We start from the raw sequence: 17,057 nt of genomic DNA on the forward strand, positions 1-17,057 counted from the left end.
AGGGAGACGCTGGCTCGCATGGAGAAGGCGATTCTCCAGGCACGCCACTGACGGCAAGGAGGGGGCTGCCGGTCAGCCTCCCCCAGCCATGGACGGGAATGGCGAAAGCCATTCAGGTTCACATCTGATATAGATAAGATGTGAACGGGAATGGCGAAAGCCATTCAGGTTCACATCTGATATAGATAAGATGTGACTCATGACGGGATGAGCCTGGTTCATCCCTTTTTTCAGCCATTGTTCCGGTTTCCTATGCACCCAAGACCCCTGCGCGCCCTGTCACGCCTGTTACACCTTGCCCAGCCCTGGCTGGCGGCCGTGCTGGCGCTGCCCCTGTCTGCCGCCCCCGCCTATGTCACCATAGGCACGGGGGCGCTCAACGGCGTTTACTACCCCACGGGGGGCGCCATCTGCCGCCTGCTCAACGACGACAGTGCCAGCCACGGGTTGCACTGCACGGTACAGAGCACCTCGGGTTCCATTGCCAACCTGGCCGCACTGGCCAAGGGCGACATCCAGCTGGCGCTGGTACAGTCGGATGTCTTGTTCCATGCGGCCCACGGCAGCGGCCCCTTCGCGGGTCAGGCCCCGAACGATCAGCTGCGCAGCCTGCTGCGGCTCCATAATGAATCCCTGACCCTGCTCGCCAGTGCCACCAGCAACATCACCACTCTGGCGGACATCGAAGGCAAGCGGGTCGATCTGGGCAGCCCCAACTCGGGAGACAGGGTCACCAGCCAGGCACTGCTCGAAGCCATGGGCTGGCGCCCAACCGACTTCACACTGCCTCCCGTGGCATCCCCCGGCAACCGGCTGGAGGGACTCTGCAACGGTACCCTGGATGCCGCCTTCCTGGTTGCCGGCCACCCCAATCAGGGGATCGGCGATCTGACCGGTCGCTGCCAGGCCCGCCTCATCCCCATCGAGGGGGAGCAGATAGACAAGCTGCTCAAGCAATACCCCTACTACCAACGCAGCCGCATCGGCGCCAATCTCTACCCGGGGCAGACCAGCTCCCTCGCCACCTTTGCGGTGACCGCCGAGCTGGTGGCCAAGGCCAGCCTGCCCGAGGCCGAGGTGCGCACCCTGCGCGACGTGCTGAGCCGCCATCTCAAGCAGTTCACTCGCCTGCACCCGGCGCTTACCACCCTTACCCCCGAATCCATGCAGGCAGGGGACATACTCCCGCTGCACCCCGGCATGCTGGATGCCGTGCCGACCCTGTTGCCCGAGTCCCTCACCCCCTCCGGGGCCGAGGCCACCTCAGGGGCGCTCCCCACGGCGCCGTCGGCCCCCACCAGTGCGGCCACCCCGCTGGAAGGGGCTGAGGTGCTGCCGGAGCAGCCTGCTGGCGCCACCCTGCCAGCCAGCTCGGATGCGGTGGCGACCGGGCAAGCCCCGGCGCTGACCACGCTACCGGTGCCGACGGAGGCTGATATAGCGCAGGGCAGCAAGCCGGATGCGGCCGGGATCGCCACCCCTTCGGCGGCAAAGAGCACCGAGCAAGCGACAACCGCCACACCCGCACCGGGCAGCCCAAGCGGCGCCTCGCCGGCCACCAGCGAGACGCCAGCCCCCGCCCAATGACGGGGAGAGCACAATGCAAGAGGCCACCCTGGGGTGGCCTCTTGTCATCTAGCTGTTCAGCGAAGGGCACCGGGTTCACCCTTTGGGGGACAGTAACGAGTCCGGGCGCAGGATCTCCTCCTCCACCCAGTGCAGCAACTGCTTGATGGCCCGCGACAGCACCTGGTTCTGGCGCACCACATACCCCAGGCTGGTGCCGGGGAAGTCGGTGAGCCGGGTAACAGGGGCGGTGAGCTTGAGGCGCGGGTGGAGCGAGAAATCCGGCACTATGGCCACCCCGAACCCAGCCTCTGCCCAGTCGAGCTGGGCATCCACGCTGCCCACCTCCATGATGCGGCAGCTCGGCAGCCCGAGCAGGGGCAAGGAAGGGTCTATCAGCGCCCGGGTGCGGGTGTCGTGCCCCAGCAGGATCAGGGTCGGTTCGTCGAGGGGATCGCTCTCCCCGGCCCTGGCACGGGTCTGCCAGCGGGTGAGCCCCTGCCCCAGCGCGCACCAGGTCACCTGCTGCAATTCGGTGTAGTAGAGCGGCTCGCTGCGCTTTTGCGCCATCACGAAGCCGAGATCCGCCTTGCCCGCCCTGACCAGATCCGCCGCCTGATCCGAGGTGGTGTTGAACAGGGTGAGATCGATGCCGGGAAAGGCCTGCTTGAAGCGCTGGAACGGCTGGATCAGCAGCAGGCGCGAGATGATGTCGCTGGCGGCGATGGCGAGCGTCCCCTGGCTCAACTGGCTGAGGGCGTTGAGATCGGACTGGCAGAGCTGCAGCTCGTTGATGGCACGCTCGGCGCTTTGCAGCAATCGCTCCCCCGCCTGGGTCAGTCGAAACGGGCTGCGTTCAATCAACTTGACCCGGGTGGCCTGCTCCAGGTTCTTGAGGTGCAGGCTGACGTTGGGCTGGGTCATGTGCAGCTCGGTGGCGGTCTGGCCGAAGTGCTGCAGGCGGGCCAGGGTGACAAAGGTATTTAACCAGTGAATATCCAACATGAGGTAACTCTCACCCACGACTGGCGCGGGGTAGCGCGTCATGGCGGGGCTTTGCCGATAAATTGGCCATAATTATATGACTTACTTATCGGAATTATAAAGATAATTAATTTTTCTAATCCGCATAGGACTCCTAGGATGGACGCCTAACGTCTTAGGAGAAAGAGTCATGTCGTCTATCGTAGTCGTAGGTGCTAACTGGGGTGATGAAGGCAAAGGCCGCATCGTCGATTATCTGGCAGGCCAGTCCGCCGCCAGCATCCGTTTCCAGGGCGGCAACAACGCCGGCCACACCGTGGTCAACGATCTTGGCACCTTCAAACTGCACCAGTTGCCAAGCGGCGTCTTCAACCCGGATTGCCTGGTCGTGCTCGGCCCTGGCATGGTCATCAGCCCGGAGCCGCTGACCAAAGAACTGGCCGAAGTGAAGGCCGCCGGCGTGACTCCGAAACTCGCCATCTCTGACAGAGCCACCTTCTGCCTGCCGATCCACGCGCTGGAAGACACCCTGGAAGAAGTCCGTCTGGGTGATGGTGCCTATGGCTCCACCCGTCAGGGCATTGCCCCGGCTTACGGTGATCGGGTCATGAAAAAGGCGATCCTGGTGGGCTGGCTGAAACAGCCGGACGTGCTGGTCGAGCGCATCCAGTTCTTCCTCGACTGGAAACTGCCGCAGCTCAAGGCGCTCTACCCCAGCTTCGAATTCAAGCAGACTGCCCAGGAGATGGCCGACTGGCTGCTGGAAGTGTCCGCCCCCTGGATCGACGCCGTCTGCAACGTCAGCGAGCCGCTCAAGGCCATCCAGGCCAAGAACGGCACCCTGCTGTTCGAAGCCCAGCTGGGCGCCGGCCGTGACCTCATCTACGGTGAGTACCCCTGGGTGACCTCCTCCCACGTCTCCGGCGCCTACGCCGGCATCGGTGGCGGCCTGCCGGCCCTGCGCCCCGAGCGCGTGATTGCCGTGGCCAAGGCGTTCAGTACCTCTGTAGGTACAGGCACCCTGATCACCGCCATGGAGAACCAGGACGAGTTCCGCAAGTTCGCCAACGAGTTCGGCGCCACCACTGGCCGTCCCCGTGACATCGGTTACTTCGATGCGGTCGCCACCAAGCAGGGTCTGGAGATCCAGGCCGCCAACGAAATCGCCCTGACCAAGCTGGACTGCCTCTCCGGCATGCCGGATCTGAAGATCTGCGTAGCCTACGAAGGTGCCAACACCGAGAACCCGATCTGGCCGCAAACCGCCGGTCTGAAGCCGGTGTACGAGTCCATGGAAGCCTGGAGCGAAGACATCTCCCACATCCGCAAGTTCGAAGACTTGCCCAAGGCTGCCCAGCACTACGTGCTGCGCATCGAAGCCCTGCTGGGTGTGCCGGTTCCCATGGTCTCCGTCGGCCCGGGCCGCGAGCAGATGATACTGCGCTAAGCCGCCTGCTCTTCTGTCAGCACAATGTCAAAACCGGCCTCATGGAGGCCGGTTTTTTTATGGCCGCGCACCACTGACCAGCGCGGCGTCCCCAACTACCTCCTTTTCCGAAAAAGCGCAGTTCAGCTCAAAACAGACACTCTTCAATCCAATATTGAGCAGTATGGTTGAACCTGGCTCGACCCCCATCGCTAGACTGATCCCGTCATCAGGATCCTCCCATGGGGATCCCCTCATCCATGAAGGAGCACCACCATGAAATTACCCCTGAGTTCGGCCCTGCTCTCCCTGCTGTGCGTGGCGGCCCTGCCCGCCGCCGCAATGACCCTGAAGAGCACGGACATCCAGGAAGGCCAGCTGATGGACAAGGCACTGAGCTTCAACGGCTTCGGCTGCAAGGGGGAGAACCACTCCCCCCAGCTGAGCTGGCAGGACCTGCCGGCCGGCACCCAAAGCGTCGCCATCACCGCCTATGATCCCGATGCCCCCAGCGGCAGCGGCTGGTGGCACTGGCTGGTGGTGAACCTGCCCGTCAGCCAGAGTTCCCTTGCCAGCAACGCCTCCGGCAAGCTCAAGCAGGGGCTGGAGCTCAGAACCGATTTCGGCAGCCAGGGTTACGGCGGCCCCTGCCCCCCCGCCGGGCACGGCATGCACCGCTACCAGTTCACAGCCTGGGCCCTGCCCCAGGATCTCGAGGTGAAGACCGATACCCCGCCCGCCATGGTAGGCTACATGCTCAATGCCATGGCGCTCGGCAAAGCCACCCTGACCGCCACCTTCGTCACCCCCTAGGAGCCCGCCGGATGAGCACGCCCCTGCTGCAACTGAATCACTATTTCGGGATCCGCCAGCAGCCCCTGCACAGGGTGCTCATCTATGCGCCGACCCTCATCTGGGTACAGCAGGGGCACAAACAGCTGTGGTGGCAGGACAGGCGCCTGTCGTTTGACAAGGGGAGCTGGCTGCTGATCCCGGCAGGCCACCAGCTCACCTTCGTCAACCAGCCCGAGCAGGGCAGGTTCAGCTCCCATGCCCTGACCCTGCTGGCCCCGCCCCCCGCAACCTGGCTGACTGATGCCCCGGCGACCCCGCAGCGGGAGCCGCGCCTTGAGGTAAGCCCGGCGCTGGCGTTCTGCTTCGAGCTAGTCTGCTCCATGGCCGACCGCAGACTGAGCGAGGCCACCCAGGCCCAGCTGCTGCACGGCTTCTATGCCGAGTTGCGCGCCGCCCATGCCCTCGATCTGCTGTTTCCCGCCAGCACCATGACGCTCGGGGAGCGGCTGGCCCGCTACCTGGGGGTGGAGCCCGGCGCCGACCACAGGCTGGAGACCCTGGCCCCCCACTTTTCCATGAGCCGCGCCTCCCTGGTGCGCAAGCTGGCCGCCGAGGGGCGCAGCTTTCGCCAGCTGCTGGCCCAGGTGCGCATGAGCCACGCCCTCACCCTGCTGCAACAGGGACTGAGCCCGCTGGAGGCCGCCCTCGCCTGCGGTTACGACTCTCCCAGCCGCTTCGCCGCCCGCTTCAAGCAGGAGTTCGGCCTGACTCCCCACCAATATTTGCGCACCTGCCCCGCAACTGTCCCGCAACGCCAAGTAAATAGTTACTAAAAACAACTCCTGTGTAACCTCATGTAACCCGGTGATCCCGATCACACATCTCCCCATCCATACTGTGACGCAGCGCCAATCTTTCCGCTTTCTTTCCCCTAGAATGGCCATGAAAACGTTTTTACTAAAATAAACACAAAAAAGCACCTTCCTTAACCTAGAAAATCGTCATTGGAGCGAGATATGTTTCGTAAAAATTTACTTTCCATCACCCTGGGTGTCGCCCTGTTTGGCCTGGCCGCCTGCAACGGCAATGACTCAAGCGCACCAACCCCGCCTGGCGCCACCCTGGCGAACCAGTATCGGAACGTGATCGATCGCACCGGCACCCCGCTCCAGTTCCGTGACTTTGACAGCTACTCCAACCTCAAATACAACCCGCTGCTCGATCTCGGGGCCTGGCACGGCTTCCTGCTGCCCAAAAGCGACGGCGAGTGGGGCGGCTTCACCGGCCCCATGGTGATCGCCGAAGAGTACAGCCTCTTCTTCGCCAGCGAGCTTGACAGGCTCAGCCTGGGGGACGAGAGCGGCCGTGCTTTCCCGCTCACCAGCGCCAGCAAGCATGAGATCTACGCCATCCCCGGCGCCCTGGTGCAGCGCTTCGAGTTCGAGCCCTTCACCCTGGAGCTGGAGCTGCGCTACGGCGATGCTCGCACCGCCCTTATCCGCACCCGTCTGGTGAACAACCAGGATGCGCCCCTCACCCTGACCCTCAACTGGCAGGGGGAGCTGCTCCAGCAGTGGAATGCCAACAAGACGGTCGCCGAGCAGTATCCCGACTGGACCCGCACCATCAGCCAGAGCGAGCAAGGCATCGAGTTCCAGTTCGGCGAACTGCGCAGCACCTGGAACATCATGCAAAGCGGCAGCGCCCGCTATCGCATCGACCGCACCCTGCCGAGCCGCACCATCCTGGACGAGAAGGGGCTCGGCTATGTGAGCGAGGCCAGCCTCACCCTGGCCGCCAAGGGTCAGCAGGATATCTACACCCTGCAGAGCTATGTCCACAGCAGCGAGGAGGCGAGCCGCTTCGAGCAGAGCCGCCAGGCGCTGCTGGCCGACCCCGCCAGCCATTTCGACGACTCCATCCGTCGCTGGGAGGATTACCTGGCGCGCGGCCTCTCCAACCAGGGCATCCCGGAGTCGGAGCGTCGCATCGCGGTCAAGGCGATGGAGACCCTCAACGGCAACTGGCGCTCGCCGGCTGGCGCCATCCTCCACGACGGGGTCACCCCCTCCAACACGGCCCGCTGGTTCGATGGTGTTTGGGCCTGGGACAGCTGGAAGCACGCCTACGCCATGGCCCACTTCAACCCCGAGGTAGCCAAGAACAACGTGCGCGCCATGTATGACTACCAGGTTCAGCCGGATGACCCGGTACGTCCGCAGGATGCCGGCATGGTGATCGACGCCGTCTTCTACAACAAGCTGTCGGACAGAGGTGGCGACGGCGGCAACTGGAACGAGCGGGACACCAAGCCGCCCCTCTCCGCCTGGGCCATCTGGGAGATCTACAGCGCCACTAAAGACAAGGCCTTCATCGCCGAGATGTATCCGAAGATCCAGGCCTATCACGACTGGTGGTACAGGGCGCGGGACAACAACCGCAACGGCATCATCGAATACGGCGCCACCCGCCACGTCGAGCACAACGACGAGTTCGGCAACATCACCTTCAAGGTGCAGTATGCCAGTGGCGTGCCCGCCGGGCTGGATCTCGCGAGCTGCACCGCCGAAGGGGACGGCTGGTATGGCTGCGCCGGTATGGCGCTCTATCAGCAGGTGCTAAGCACAGGCGGGTACGACGAGATGGACATAGGTGCCCAGCACGGCGCCGGCTGGGAGTCCGGCATGGACAACGCCGCCCGCTTCGGCTTTATCGAGCAAGACCAATTACAACGTTACGCCGACAAGGCCTATGGTGGCGACATCGACAAGGCCCGCCAGGACTGGAACGTCGCCTTCTTCGAAAACCACGAGGACGACGGCAGCCTCATCGGCTTTTCCATCGATCAGGAGTCGGTGGAACTCAACGCCTTCCTCGCCAAGGAGAAGCGCATCCTGGCGGACATGGCAGATCTGCTCGACAAACCGGACGAAGGGATCCGCTATCGCGAGGGCGCCAGCCAGCTCGCTGGCTACATCAACAGCTGCCTGTTCGATGAGGCCTCCGGCTTCTATTACGATCGCCAGATTGCCCAGGGCGATGTGGCAGATGCCAACGGCTGCGTCGGCAAGCTGCTGACCGCCCGAGGTCGTGGCCCGGAAGGCTGGAGCCCGCTCTGGGCCGAGGTGGCGGACAAGGAGAAGGCGGCGCGGGTGCGCGAGGTGATGCTGAGCAGCCAGGAGTTCAACACCAAAGTACCCCTCGGCACAGCGGCGCTGACCAACCCGGCCTATGACCCCGACATCTACTGGCGCGGCCGGGTCTGGCTGGATCAGTTCTACTTCGGGGTGAAGGGGCTGGAGAACTACGGCTATCGCGACGACGCCCAGCTGCTGGTCAACAAGCTGTTTGCCAACGCAGAGGGGCTGGCGGGCAGCGGCCCTATCCGCGAGAACTACAACCCGGAGACCGGCGCCATGCAGGGGGCCAGCAACTTCAGCTGGAGCTCGGCCCACCTCTATATGCTCTATCGCAACTTCCTTAAAACGCAGGGCTGATCCCCGCAGCCCCCGGGAATGACGCAACAAAAAGGCCTCCATCATGGAGGCCTTCTTTCTATCAGCGGATCGCGCTTACTTGACGGTCACCCGGGCAAACTTACGCTTGCCGACCTGATAGACGGCGGTGCCGGCGCCGACCAGCGCCTTGCCATCCTCCAGCTTTTCGCCGTCACGCTTGACCGCGCCCTGCTTGATCATGCGCAGCGCCTCGGAGGTGGTCTCCACCAGGCCGGCGTCTTTGAGCAGGTTGGCAATCGCCAGGCCTTCCCCTTCCAGGGCCAGTTCGACCTCCGGCATCTCGTCCGGGATGGCGTTCTTGGAGAAGCGCTGGGTGAAGTCTTCGTGGGCCGCTTCGGCCGCCGCTTCGTCGTGGTAGCGGGTGATGATCTCCTTGGCCAGCCAGATCTTCACGTCGCGCGGGTTCAGGGTACCGGCTTCGATGCCGGCCTTGAAGCCTTCGATGTCCGCCAGCGGGCGGGAGGAGAGCAGCTCGTAGTAGTTCCACATCAGGGTGTCGGTGATGGACATGATCTTGCCGAACATCTCCCCCGGGGCATCGTGCACGCCTATGTAGTTGGCGGCGGACTTGGACATCTTCTTGACGCCGTCCAGACCCACCAAGAGCGGCATCATCAGCACGCACTGGGCGGCCATGCCGGCATCTTTTTGCAGCTCGCGGCCCATCAGCAGGTTGAATTTCTGATCGGTACCGCCGAGCTCCACGTCCGCTTTCAGCGCGACCGAGTCATAGCCTTGCAGCAGCGGATAGAGGAATTCGTGAATGGCGATGGACTGGCCGCCGCTGTAGCGCTTCTTGAAGTCGTCGCGCTCCATCATGCGGGCCACGGTCTGCTTGGCCGCCAGCTTGATCATGCCGGTCGCGCCGAGCTCGCCGAGCCAGCTGGAGTTGTACTCGATGCGGGTCTTCGCGGGATCCAGGATCTTGAACGCCTGCTCCGCATAGGTGAGGGCGTTGTGCTTGATGGCCTCTTCGGAGAGCGGCGGGCGGGTGCTGTTCTTGCCGGAGGGATCCCCCACCATGGCGGTGAAGTCGCCGATCAGCAGAATGATCTCGTGGCCCAGATCCTGGAAGGTCTTCAGCTTGTTGAGGATCACGGTATGACCCAGGTGAATGTCCGGAGCCGTCGGGTCCATCCCCAGCTTGATGCGCAGCGGGCGCCCTTCCTTCAACTTGGCGACAAGTTCTTCTTCAACCAGAATTTCTTCCGCTCCGCGCTTGATCTCGGCTAGCGCCACCTCGAGCTGGGACATTTTTTGACTCTCCAATCACGATTCCACAGGGCCAGACATATTACTGGAATGGCAGGCCAATTGGAAAGGCGGTAAACTCCGACCTTCTTCTGGGTTCAACTTCGTCAGCTTCTCATGGTCATTTGGCACGCCTTCAACTCTCTTCCTACCTGGCACCGCAAGATGGTGCTTATTCTGAGCATCCTGGTGATGATGCTGGCAGCCTGGCCAAGCGAACAGGCCGTCGCCACCCGGGTCGATGACAACGGCAACGAGCTTGCCCTGCGCCAGCCCGCCGACGCGGCCGCCTCGGCCGATGAACTCGAGGCCGCGCAGCCCCTCACCCCGCCAAAGCCGCGCTACATCACCAAGCAGGTGAAGGTGCGCCGGGGCGACAACATGGGGGTCATCTTCCAGCGCATTGGCCTGAGCACGACGGACCTGCACCTGATCGATCAGCTCGATGGCAGCGATCCCCTGCGGATGCTGCAGCCGGGGCAGGAGCTCACCTTCAAGCTCACCGAACAGGGCGAGCTGCACAGCCTCTATTACCCGCACAGCCTGGAACAGGCGCTCAAGGTGAGCCGCAAGGACGACAGCTTCGTCGCCAGGTCGGTCAAGCTCGAGCTCGACACCCGCGAGCAGGTGGCGAAGGGAGAGATCCGATCCAGCTTCTGGGGCGCCGCCAGCGAGGCAGGCATGACGGAGGATCAGATCATGGACCTGGCCGCCATCTTCGGCTGGGACATCGATTTTGCCCAGGACCTGCAGCCGGGAGACAGCTTCCGGGTGGTCTACGAAGACAAGTTTCAGGATGACGAACGGGTCGCCTCCGGTGACATCCTGGCGGCCGAGTTCATCAACCAGGGGGCCATCTACCGCGCCGTGCTGAACCAGGATGGCAACTACTACACCCCGGAAGGCAAGGCGATGCGCAAGAGCTTCCTGCGCGCCCCGGTCAACTTCAAATACATCAGCTCCAACTTCAACCCGCGTCGCCTGCACCCGGTCACCGGCAAGGTGCGCCCTCACAATGGCATCGACTATGTGGCGCCGGTGGGCACTCCCATCATGGCGGCGGGGGGCGGCAGCGTGGTGGCGGCCGGTTACAACCAGTTCAACGGCAACTATGTGTTCATCAAACACGCCGGCAACTACGTGACCAAGTACCTGCACCTCTCCAAGCGCACCGTGAACAAGGGCCAGCGGGTGAAACAGGGGCAAACCATAGGCCTCCTGGGAGGCACCGGCCGCGTCACGGGCCCGCACCTGCACTATGAATTCGTGGTGGGCGGCGTGCACAAGAACCCGCGCACCCTCACCCTGCCCCAGGCCGAGACCCTCACCGGACGCGCACTGGCCAGCTTCAAGGCACAGGCCAGACCGCAACTGGCCAAGCTTGACAGCACGGAGCTGCAACTGGCCCAGAACCAGCGGGACAGCAACGGCAGCTAAGAGTCGCCCCACTGCCATCGTGGCTGCTGTAAATGAACAGATAACAAGGAGAGGCCATGAGCGAGCGCTATATCGGATTGATGTCGGGTACCAGCATGGATGGCATCGATGCCGTGTTGGTCACTCTGGATGGGGAAACCCTTCGGGTGGAGGCGGCGCTCTGCCATCCCTGGCCAGAGGCAACGGCCCGCGAGCTTCACGCCCTCTGCACCCCGGGGGAGAACGAAATAGACCGCATGGGGGTGGCCGACAATCGCGTGGCGCAGGAATTTGCCGCCGCCACCCTGGCGCTGCTTGCCAAGGCAGGGCTTGAGCCCAAGGATATCCGCGCCATCGGCTCCCACGGCCAGACAGTGCGCCACCGCCCCCAGCTCGGCTTTACCCTGCAGATCGGCAATGCGGCCCTGCTGGCTGCCTTGACCGGCATCGATGTGGTTGCCGATTTTCGCACCCTGGACATGGCCCTCGGCGGTCAGGGGGCGCCGCTGGTGCCCGCCTTCCATCAGGCCATTTTTGCCAAACCGGGCGCCCTGCGGGTTGTGCTGAACCTCGGCGGCATCGCCAATATCTCGGTGCTGCCGGGCAACGCGACCGGAGTCTATGGCTTCGATACCGGCCCCGCCAACACCCTGCTCGATGGCTGGTATCGCCGCCATCAGCCCGACGGCGGCAGCTATGACGCCGGTGGCCAGTGGGCGGCCAGCGGCCAGCTTGTTCCCGCGCTGCTAGCCAAACTGCTGGCTCACCCCTACTTCGCCGCCCCCGCCCCCAAGAGCACGGGGCGAGAGATGTTCACCCTCGACTGGCTCGACGGCGAGCTGGCAGGCACGGCATACGCTCCGGTGGATGTGCAACGCACCCTGCAGGCCCTCAGTTGCCACAGCATAGCCCGCCAGCTGCCCGCGGTGGATGAGGCGAAGAAGCCTGCCGAGCTGTTCGTCTGCGGCGGTGGCGCCCACAACGCCCCCCTGCTGGCGGAACTCGCCGCCCTGCTGCCTCGCTGGCGCCTCGCCAGCACGGCTGAGCTCGGGCTCGCCCCCGACTGGGTGGAAGGGGCCGCGTTTGCCTGGCTGGCACAGCGTTTCGTGACGCGCCAGCCCGGCAACCTGCCCGCCGTCACCGGCGCCAGCCGACCGGCGGTGCTGGGCGCACTCTACCCCGCCTGAGCGGGCAACCTGCGCACACGAACAGAGAGGGCGGCACATGCCGCCCTCTCTGTCATTGTCCGGCTCTGCCGGCAGACGTTATCGACCGTGTTCATTCCCCTTCTTTTCACGCTGCAATTTCATTGCATAAATCTGGATGTCATATGCAGCCCGTATTGGTTGATTGCGGCGGCTCGCCTGCGTCAATGGCATCGTCGTCATGCAGCCTGGGTGAATGATATTTCCCGCCGCTGTTTCAAGGGTCGAAAACGGGCACTGGCTAGCATATTTTTGATGTTGCTGACAGCCCCATCCATGGGCATAAAATGCATAGCCATTCATATTGGAGTGCATGAACAGCAAAATATTGCCGATGATTAACCCTTTATTCACAGAATTGATCAACGACGGTCCGGTACAAACCCACGCACTGCGGCCATTTCCCTTATAAGGCGCGTGATGACACCCGGCCAGCCGTTATATATGGTGAATTGAACCGCATTTTAGTTATATTTCAGAGCATTGAGCCACCTCATAGAAATGCGATCCCGGTTTGCATCCCCTGGTCGGCCCCCCATAGAATCCCCCTGTCTGAATCATCAACCCGATCCATTTCTCCATCAGCCGCTCGCCCACGCAGGCGACGTCGAAGCCAGACTCGAAACAGCGATGACTGTTTTCCGTATCACCCGTCGTCATTCGTCGGGAACGGGCAACTGTTGCCGAAATAAAGCGAGGCGTGTGGCAAACGAGGAGGGAAGGCGTTGACCCTACATCAATAAAGAGAAAGGAGTATCGCCATGAGTGGTACCATCATCAAATCCGCCAGAAATACCCCCAATGCCCCCCAGGATCTGGGCCCCTGCACCCAAAGCGTGGCCTTCTCCCACTACAACAATATTTCCGCCCAGCTCCCCGTCGATACCAAGACAGGCAAGCTGGTGAGTGGCGATATCCAGGCCCAGGCCAGACAGTGCCTGACCAATATCCAGGCCATAGTCGAGAGCATCGGTCACGTCATGGACGACATGGTGAAAGTCACCCTCTTCCTCAAAGACATGGGAGATCTAGAGGCGGTCGACGCCGTCTATCGCGAATTTTTCCCCCTGCATCTGCCGACCCGCACCGTGCTCGCCGTGGCCGCCCTGCCGCTCGGTGCCGCCGTCCAGATGGACGCCCTGCTCTCCAACGGAGAAGGCACCTTCCCGCAGGCCCCCTGCCCGCTGCTGAAGCTCTCCCGCAACAGCGACAAGGCACCGCAGGATCCACTCTCGACCCATACCGTCGCCTTCTCCCACTACAACAATATCGGTGCCCAGCTGCCGGTGGATGCCACCACCGGCCAGCTGGTTGCCGGTGGCATCCAGGAGCAGGCGGCCCAGTGCCTGCGCAACATCAAAAACGTGCTGGAGAGCATCGATGTGCCGTTTGACGATATCGTCAAAGTCACCCTCTATCTGACCAACCTGGCGGATCTGGACGCCGTCAACGAGGTTTACACCACCTTCTTCCCCGACTCCGCCATTGCCCGCGCTGTCGCCTATCTGCCGGCCCGCAGCGTGGTTGTGGCCTCCGCCCTGCCGCTGGGCGCCCGGGTGCAGATGGATGCGGTCATCTCCCACGGTGACGGTACCCCGCCCCAGCTGGTGGAAGACAGACACAATCTGGTGATCAGCGCCCGCAATAGCGACAAGGCACCGCGCAGCCCCCTGCACACCCAGACTGTCGCCTTCTCCCACTACAACCATATCGCTGGCCAGCAGCCGATCGACATGGCCACCGGCAAGGTGCTGACCGGCTGCATCAAAGAGCAGACCGCCCAGTGCCTCGGTCATATCAAGACCATCGTCGAGAGTATCGGCCACGTGATGGACGATATCGTCAAGGTGAATATCCAGGTGAAGAACATCGAGGATCTGGACGCAGTAAACGCCATCTATACCAAATACTTCCCGAGCTATCTGCCCGCCCGCACCGTATTTGGGGTGAGCGAACTGCCCGCCGGCGCCCTGATCCAGATGGATGCGGTGATGTCCAATGCGGAAAGCACCCCGCCTTTGGTTTAAGACATTGTCTTCATAGATAAAAAGACACCGGCTTAGGCTGGTGTCTTTTTATCGTCAACTATAAAAAAGGCCTACAGAATCAACTTTCTCTTGCGAAAAAAATACTTACATAAAATTGCCCGCTCGCAGATAAAATTATGGAAAGAAGAAGAACGCACAAACTGTCTTTTAACATGAGCATTGGAGCGTTCGACTCTAACCCAGGAATGAAACAAAGTATCCAAAGACCAAAAAAACCACCAGAAAAAAACCTAAAAACGTCTACTAATATATCAATGACGTTTAATGATATCTTCACTAGTCTAGCGTGCTCTACAGTTGGGAGATTCACATACTTAGTAATCCTCCACATTAAAAACAAAAATGGAATAATAAGCACAGTTAAAGCTTCAGCCTTTTCGATATTAAATATAATGTTCGTAAACCACTCTACAGGCCATGGAACTTCAGAATTAAAGTTAATAATATTAAAAAAATGAAGCACTACAGCTATCGCTGCTAGCACAGGGGAAAGGGTCCATGTATATGAAAGCCTAGAAAGCTCATTCCTCATAAAGGTCATTATTGTTGCCTCCATAACTACCTCACTATAGAAATTTAAAATTAAATAACTTTGCTCTCCACCACACTTAACAACCTACTAGGTCATTCTCATCATTGCAATTCTTTAAAGAATTAATAAAAATTTATTTTTATCGTCAGGGGTATTTTAAAAAAATATTTTTTTAAAATACCATCCCTAACAATTATTAAACTTCTGTAAGCCTAACAAACTCTCTAGATTTAAATAAAAACGCCCCCCATCTTGCGATGGAGGGCGTTTTATCGTTCTGGCTATTGGGCCCTAGGCGACCCAATGTTCAGCGATTACAGGGATTCAGCGGTCGCAACCACGTTTTCCACGGTAAAGCCGAATTCCTTGAACAGCAGCTCGGCCGGGGCGGACTCACCAAAGGTGGTCATGCCGATGATCTTGCCGCCGAAGCCCACGTACTTGTACCAGTAGTCGGCGATGCCCGCTTCGATGGCGACACGCTTGGTGACGCTGGACGGCAGGACGGACTCCTTGTACTCGGCAGATTGGGCGTCGAACACGTCGGTGGCCGGCAGGGAGACCACACGCACGGCGCGGCCCTTGGCAGTCAGCTGCTCGTAAGCTGCAACGGCCAGCTCCACTTCGGAACCGGTGGCGATCAGGAGAAGCTCCGGGGTACCGGCGCAATCCTTCAGCACGTAGCCACCCTTGGCCACATCGGCCAGCTGCTGGGCGGTGCGGTCCATCTGGGGCAAGTTCTGACGGGAGAAGATCAGGGAAGTCGGGCCGTCGGTACGCTCGATGGCGTGCTTCCAGGCGATGGCGGACTCTACCTGGTCACAGGGGCGCCAGGTGCTCATGTTCGGGGTCAGACGCAGGGAGGCGATCTGCTCGACCGGCTGGTGAGTCGGGCCATCTTCACCCAGACCGATGGAGTCGTGGGTGTAGACGAAGATGGCGCGCTGCTTCATCAGGGCGGCCATGCGCAGGGCGTTGCGGGCGTACTCCATGAACATCAGGAAGGTGGCGCCGTAGGGGATGAAACCACCGTGCAGGGCGATGCCGTTCATGATGGCGGACATGGCGAACTCGCGCACACCGTAGTGAATGTAGTTGCCGGAGGCATCTTCATTGGTCAGGGACTTGGAGCCGGACCACATGGTCAGGTTGGACGGTGCCAGATCGGCGGAACCACCCATGAACTCCGGCAGCAGCTTGCCGAAGGCTTCCAGAGCGTTCTGGGAGGCCTTGCGGGTGGCGATCTTGGCCGGGTTGGCTTGCAGGGTCTCGATGATCTTGGCGGACTCTGCGGCCCAGTTGGCCGGCAGCTCGCCAGTGGTGCGACGCTTGAATTCGGCAGCCAGGGTCGGGTGCGCGGCTTCATAGGCGGCAAACTTGGCAGCCCAGTCGGATTCGAGCTTGGTGCCCTTTTCTTGCGCATTCCACTCGGCGGCGATCTCGGACGGGATAACGAACGGTGCGTGGTCCCATTTCAGGAAGGCACGGGCGGCGGCGATCTCGTCGTTGCCCAGCGGTGAGCCGTGGCAGTCGTGGGAACCGGACTTGTTCGGGGAACCGTAACCGATGATGGTGCGGCAGCAGATCAGGGTCGGCTTGCCGGTCTCGGCCTTGGCGGCTTCGATGGCGGCATTGATGGCTTCCGGGCTGTGACCGTCAACGGCCGGGATGACGTGCCAGCCGTAGGCTTCGAAACGCTTGGGGGTGTCGTCGGTGAACCAGCCTTCCACGTGACCGTCGATGGAGATACCGTTGTCATCCCAGAACGCGATCAGTTTACCCAGCTGCAGGGTACCGGCCAGGGAGCAAGCCTCGTGGGAGATACCTTCCATCAGGCAGCCGTCGCCCATGAAGGCGTAGGTGTAATGGTCGACGATGTCGTGACCCGGCTGGTTGAACTGCTCGGCCATGGCCTTCTCGGCGATCGCCATGCCCACGGCATTGGTGATGCCCTGACCCAGCGGGCCAGTGGTGGTCTCGATGCCAGGGGCATAACCGTACTCCGGGTGACCCGGGGTGCGAGAGTGCAGTTGGCGGAAGTTTTTCAGATCATCGATGGAGAGGTCGTAACCGGAGAGATGCAGCAGGGAGTACAGCAGCATGGAGCCGTGGCCGTTGGACAGCACGAAGCGGTCACGGTCGGCCCACTTGGGGTTATTCGGGTTGTGCTTGAGGTGGCCACGCCACAGCACTTCGGCGATATCTGCCATTCCCATGGGGGCGCCCGGGTGACCGGAGTTGGCTTTTTGAACGGCATCCATACTCAATGCGCGAATGGCATTGGCAAGCTCTTTACGAGAAGGCATCTGTATCTCC

General features: G+C 61.5%; 13 protein-coding genes. 8 read left to right on the forward strand and 5 right to left on the reverse strand.

Annotated elements, in window-relative coordinates:
• The first annotated feature begins 252 nt into the window (after nucleotides 1-252).
• Complete coding sequence (locus KW824_RS07325) at nucleotides 253-1,587, forward strand: TAXI family TRAP transporter solute-binding subunit (protein ID WP_218409412.1); 1,335 nt, start codon at nucleotides 253-255, stop codon at nucleotides 1,585-1,587.
• A gap of 75 nt (nucleotides 1,588-1,662) precedes the next feature.
• Here the strand turns inward: KW824_RS07325 and KW824_RS07330 are convergent, their stop codons facing one another.
• On the reverse strand, nucleotides 1,663-2,571 hold the full coding sequence (locus tag KW824_RS07330) for a LysR family transcriptional regulator (protein WP_005331284.1): 909 nt from the start codon (nucleotides 2,569-2,571) through the stop codon (nucleotides 1,663-1,665).
• 169 nt (nucleotides 2,572-2,740) lie between these two features.
• Between KW824_RS07330 and KW824_RS07335 the strand changes: the two genes are divergently transcribed.
• The 4 genes from KW824_RS07335 to ygjK all read left to right on the forward strand — a co-directional run bounded on the left by KW824_RS07335 (nucleotide 2,741) and on the right by ygjK (nucleotide 8,268).
• The gene (locus tag KW824_RS07335; protein WP_218409413.1) at nucleotides 2,741-3,997 is read left to right on the forward strand and encodes an adenylosuccinate synthetase; all 1,257 of its coding nucleotides are present in this window, start codon (nucleotides 2,741-2,743) and stop codon (nucleotides 3,995-3,997) included.
• Between the two features lie 255 nt (nucleotides 3,998-4,252).
• Nucleotides 4,253-4,789 carry a YbhB/YbcL family Raf kinase inhibitor-like protein gene (locus KW824_RS07340; protein ID WP_218409414.1) on the forward strand — a complete coding sequence of 179 codons (537 nt, stop codon included), beginning with the start codon at nucleotides 4,253-4,255 and terminating at the stop codon, nucleotides 4,787-4,789.
• Between the two features lie 11 nt (nucleotides 4,790-4,800).
• Nucleotides 4,801-5,604 (forward strand): helix-turn-helix transcriptional regulator, encoded by an 804-nt coding sequence (locus tag KW824_RS07345; protein WP_218409415.1) that lies wholly within the window; start codon nucleotides 4,801-4,803, stop codon nucleotides 5,602-5,604.
• Between the two features lie 183 nt (nucleotides 5,605-5,787).
• Nucleotides 5,788-8,268, forward strand: a complete 2,481-nt coding sequence (ygjK, locus tag KW824_RS07350; protein ID WP_218409416.1) for an alpha-glucosidase — start codon at nucleotides 5,788-5,790, stop codon at nucleotides 8,266-8,268.
• 75 nt (nucleotides 8,269-8,343) lie between these two features.
• Here ygjK and tyrS read toward each other — a convergent pair whose 3' ends face one another.
• Nucleotides 8,344-9,543 carry a tyrosine--tRNA ligase gene (gene tyrS / locus KW824_RS07355; RefSeq protein WP_218409417.1) on the reverse strand — a complete coding sequence of 400 codons (1,200 nt, stop codon included), beginning with the start codon at nucleotides 9,541-9,543 and terminating at the stop codon, nucleotides 8,344-8,346.
• 114 nt (nucleotides 9,544-9,657) lie between these two features.
• Between tyrS and KW824_RS07360 the strand changes: the two genes are divergently transcribed.
• Complete coding sequence (locus KW824_RS07360; protein ID WP_218409418.1) at nucleotides 9,658-10,977, forward strand: peptidoglycan DD-metalloendopeptidase family protein; 1,320 nt, start codon at nucleotides 9,658-9,660, stop codon at nucleotides 10,975-10,977.
• A gap of 56 nt (nucleotides 10,978-11,033) precedes the next feature.
• A complete protein-coding gene (locus tag KW824_RS07365; RefSeq protein ID WP_218409419.1) occupies nucleotides 11,034-12,143 on the forward strand; it encodes an anhydro-N-acetylmuramic acid kinase in 1,110 nt (369 codons plus the stop codon).
• A gap of 78 nt (nucleotides 12,144-12,221) precedes the next feature.
• Here KW824_RS07365 and KW824_RS07370 read toward each other — a convergent pair whose 3' ends face one another.
• Complete coding sequence (locus tag KW824_RS07370) at nucleotides 12,222-12,527, reverse strand: hypothetical protein (RefSeq protein ID WP_218409420.1); 306 nt, start codon at nucleotides 12,525-12,527, stop codon at nucleotides 12,222-12,224.
• 395 nt (nucleotides 12,528-12,922) lie between these two features.
• Between KW824_RS07370 and KW824_RS07375 the strand changes: the two genes are divergently transcribed.
• Complete coding sequence (locus KW824_RS07375) at nucleotides 12,923-14,188, forward strand: RidA family protein (protein ID WP_218409421.1); 1,266 nt, start codon at nucleotides 12,923-12,925, stop codon at nucleotides 14,186-14,188.
• A 79-nt stretch (nucleotides 14,189-14,267) separates the two neighbouring features.
• Here KW824_RS07375 and KW824_RS07380 read toward each other — a convergent pair whose 3' ends face one another.
• On the reverse strand, nucleotides 14,268-14,765 hold the full coding sequence (locus KW824_RS07380) for a hypothetical protein (protein WP_218409422.1): 498 nt from the start codon (nucleotides 14,763-14,765) through the stop codon (nucleotides 14,268-14,270).
• 290 nt (nucleotides 14,766-15,055) lie between these two features.
• Nucleotides 15,056-17,047, reverse strand: a complete 1,992-nt coding sequence (gene tkt, locus KW824_RS07385; RefSeq protein WP_218409423.1) for a transketolase — start codon at nucleotides 17,045-17,047, stop codon at nucleotides 15,056-15,058.
• Nucleotides 17,048-17,057: the final 10 nt, after the last annotated feature.

The sequence above is a fragment of the Aeromonas sp. sif0611 genome (genome assembly GCF_019218845.1).
GTDB classification, from domain to species: domain Bacteria; phylum Pseudomonadota; class Gammaproteobacteria; order Enterobacterales; family Aeromonadaceae; genus Aeromonas; species Aeromonas media.

Bases quoted from the DNA above. Each gene is read 5' to 3' on its own strand.
- KW824_RS07365 (WP_218409419.1), top strand. From the start codon at position 11,034: ATGAGCGAGCGCTATATCGGATTGATGTCGGGTACCAGCATGGATGGC.
- KW824_RS07380 (WP_218409422.1), bottom strand. From the start codon at position 14,765: ATGGAGGCAACAATAATGACCTTTATGAGGAATGAGCTTTCTAGGCTT.
- tkt (WP_218409423.1), bottom strand. From the start codon at position 17,047: ATGCCTTCTCGTAAAGAGCTTGCCAATGCCATTCGCGCATTGAGTATG.
- KW824_RS07375 (WP_218409421.1), top strand. From the start codon at position 12,923: ATGAGTGGTACCATCATCAAATCCGCCAGAAATACCCCCAATGCCCCC.
- KW824_RS07345 (WP_218409415.1), top strand. From the start codon at position 4,801: ATGAGCACGCCCCTGCTGCAACTGAATCACTATTTCGGGATCCGCCAG.
- KW824_RS07340 (WP_218409414.1), top strand. From the start codon at position 4,253: ATGAAATTACCCCTGAGTTCGGCCCTGCTCTCCCTGCTGTGCGTGGCG.
- KW824_RS07325 (WP_218409412.1), top strand. From the start codon at position 253: ATGCACCCAAGACCCCTGCGCGCCCTGTCACGCCTGTTACACCTTGCC.
- KW824_RS07330 (WP_005331284.1), bottom strand. From the start codon at position 2,571: ATGTTGGATATTCACTGGTTAAATACCTTTGTCACCCTGGCCCGCCTG.
- KW824_RS07335 (WP_218409413.1), top strand. From the start codon at position 2,741: ATGTCGTCTATCGTAGTCGTAGGTGCTAACTGGGGTGATGAAGGCAAA.
- ygjK (WP_218409416.1), top strand. From the start codon at position 5,788: ATGTTTCGTAAAAATTTACTTTCCATCACCCTGGGTGTCGCCCTGTTT.
- tyrS (WP_218409417.1), bottom strand. From the start codon at position 9,543: ATGTCCCAGCTCGAGGTGGCGCTAGCCGAGATCAAGCGCGGAGCGGAA.
- KW824_RS07360 (WP_218409418.1), top strand. From the start codon at position 9,658: ATGGTCATTTGGCACGCCTTCAACTCTCTTCCTACCTGGCACCGCAAG.